The 2151-nt window shown below is 41.5% G+C and carries 2 protein-coding genes; both read left to right on the top strand.

Annotation, left to right across the window (positions count from 1 at the left end; all coding sequences use genetic code 11):
• Positions 1-873 precede the first annotated feature (873 nt).
• The gene (locus tag BLD48_RS12805) at positions 874-1128 is read left to right on the top strand and encodes a hypothetical protein (RefSeq protein WP_071500557.1); all 255 of its coding nucleotides are present in this window, start codon (positions 874-876) and stop codon (positions 1126-1128) included.
• Between the two features lie 76 nt (positions 1129-1204).
• Positions 1205-2151: protein rep (locus BLD48_RS12800; protein WP_071500556.1), on the top strand; the 947-nt coding region annotated here is incomplete at its 3' end.

The following is a 2151-nucleotide window of genomic DNA, read 5'->3' as shown; positions in this document are numbered from 1 at the left end:
ATATGATTCGATGATTGAAGAACTGCAGAAACAAGAAAATCCCGAAGCCGTCTGGGAAACGGTTCAGGATTTACGTGACGATCAAGAATACACTTTGATCTCTCGAAAGCGCATTTTCAATCACTTGAAAACCACCATGCGAGAAGATACTTAACAGTCGATAAGAAAAGTGTAGCACAAGCCTTTTGAAAACTGAATAGAATTGGGGCACTCTGGCCGGAGTGTCCTTTTTCGTATTTACAGAAAAAATCGTCGTGTTTACTACGATTACAGTGTAAACAATGTAAACGACGTATACAACGATTACATTGCATACTCGTATTACTACGTATACAACGCAAACATTGTAAATAACGTTTACGACGTAAACACTGCATACAAAATAGCTCGGTAGATTTACCCGTCGGCACATAAATTTATTTAAGGTGCGTAGATGGGCATTCGCAAAAAATGCAACTGGACATCACTTTTATTTTTCGTACATGGAAAGCGAGCGAATACGTAGCGCATGACTGAGACGCACGTCCAGTCGGAGCAACGGATCGCACGCTCCCTTGCCGAAATGATAGTGATTAAGCTGACATTTTACGAGATCCATCTGTGACTCTGAAAAAACCTTGTGCAGTGTTTATGTCGCGAAAGCTACTTTATGTGGAGGTGTACCCCTGAGAACACTAAGAAAACAAGTGCCCCGAGGAGGGCATTTCCCGACGGGGCGCTGTGTTTTTGGGGGTTCGGGGGTACAGAGGCTCCACGTCAAGTAGTCGTGAAATAAAAAGCGTTGATTTTCCTCAATCGAATGGTTACGATAGGTTTAGATAAGTAACAGTTACTTATCCAGTATGAGTCATATCGAGACAATGAGGTGAAAAAATGAGCGAATCAAAGAAAACAGAACTCAAGCGATTCAACATGAACATGCCTGAGGATCTACATGCGTATTTAAAGGGTGTCGCAACAGAACTTAACGTTTCTCTTACGTCATTGGTTACTCATGCTTTGGAAGAGTACCGTAAACAACGTGTCATGGCATACAGCATGGAAGAAATGTTGAACATGGCTAAGCGACAGGAAGCTCTAAACGAAGTTGATTCAAAACAGCAAAAAAACGAAGAAATGAAGCCGTGATTTTCTCTAATACTTGATATATTAGAAACATCTCTACTAATGGCTCAACCATGCGGGTTCACAAGGGGGCGATTTTTTGGATTTAAGGCATGTAACAGTGCCTAAGGAAATGCTGACTTCTATCTCTGAAAACAGAAGATATAACGAAGTGATCGCTGGATATTACAATCGTCTGATCGGTGAATCTAGCGTCAGTCAAAAGAAAACATTGTCGAACAATCTCGAGTCGTTGAATGATTGCAACCGTCTTTGGTTCTTAGACCAGTACTCCAAGGCGAAAGTGAAGGATTTTAAGAAAACGAATCTCTGCAAAGATAAATTTTGCAGCAACTGTAAGAAAGTCAAACAGGCTTCTCGAATGGCACGATTTATGCCGGTGATTCAGGAGCAATTGAAAGTACATCCAAATGCTTATCAAATGGTTCTGACCGTACCTAACGTGCCTGGAAAAGAACTTGAGAAGACGATCAAGAAAATGAGCAAAGCATATTCGATGATGAATCAATATCTTCAGGGAAAGAGAAAGGCGAAGGATTTGCCTTTCGATATCGGATTTGTCGGTGGGATACGTACTCTAGAAATTACGTACAAGGGCGATAGCTATCATCCTCACTTCCACGTCCTTCTCGTGCTCGATAAGGGCTTAGGAGAGAAGAAATACACGAATACGTACTCACACGATCGTTACAAGCGTCGTGAGACTCGTTACTTCTCCGAGATGGAGATTATGATTCAAAAGCTTTGGAAGATGCTCTATGAGGGTGTCAGGGTCACTAAGTCCAATTTTGACCTATTGGAAATCGGCTACTCGTCGATGATTGACCAAATGAATGAGGGCGACTATTTGGAGTTGTTCAAGTACATGGTCAAAGGAGAAACGGAAGATAAGAAGTTCATGTCTTATGAGCAATTCAAGATACTGATCGTGGCGTTAAAAAGCGTCAGGCAGATTCAAGGCTACGGTGTATTTCACTCAATTCAAGATGATGATTCAATTGATGACATGGTGGACAAGCTATATGA

The organism is Exiguobacterium sp. KRL4, assembly GCF_001870785.1.
GTDB lineage: Bacteria > Bacillota > Bacilli > Exiguobacteriales > Exiguobacteriaceae > Exiguobacterium_A.
The sequence above is the reverse complement of the archived record's forward strand: the minus strand, read 5'-3'. Positions and strand labels throughout refer to the sequence as shown.

What these genes read in the sequence shown, in the direction of transcription:
- BLD48_RS12805 (WP_071500557.1), top strand. Translation starts at nt 874, where the DNA reads ATGAGCGAATCAAAGAAAACAGAACTCAAGCGATTCAACATGAACATG.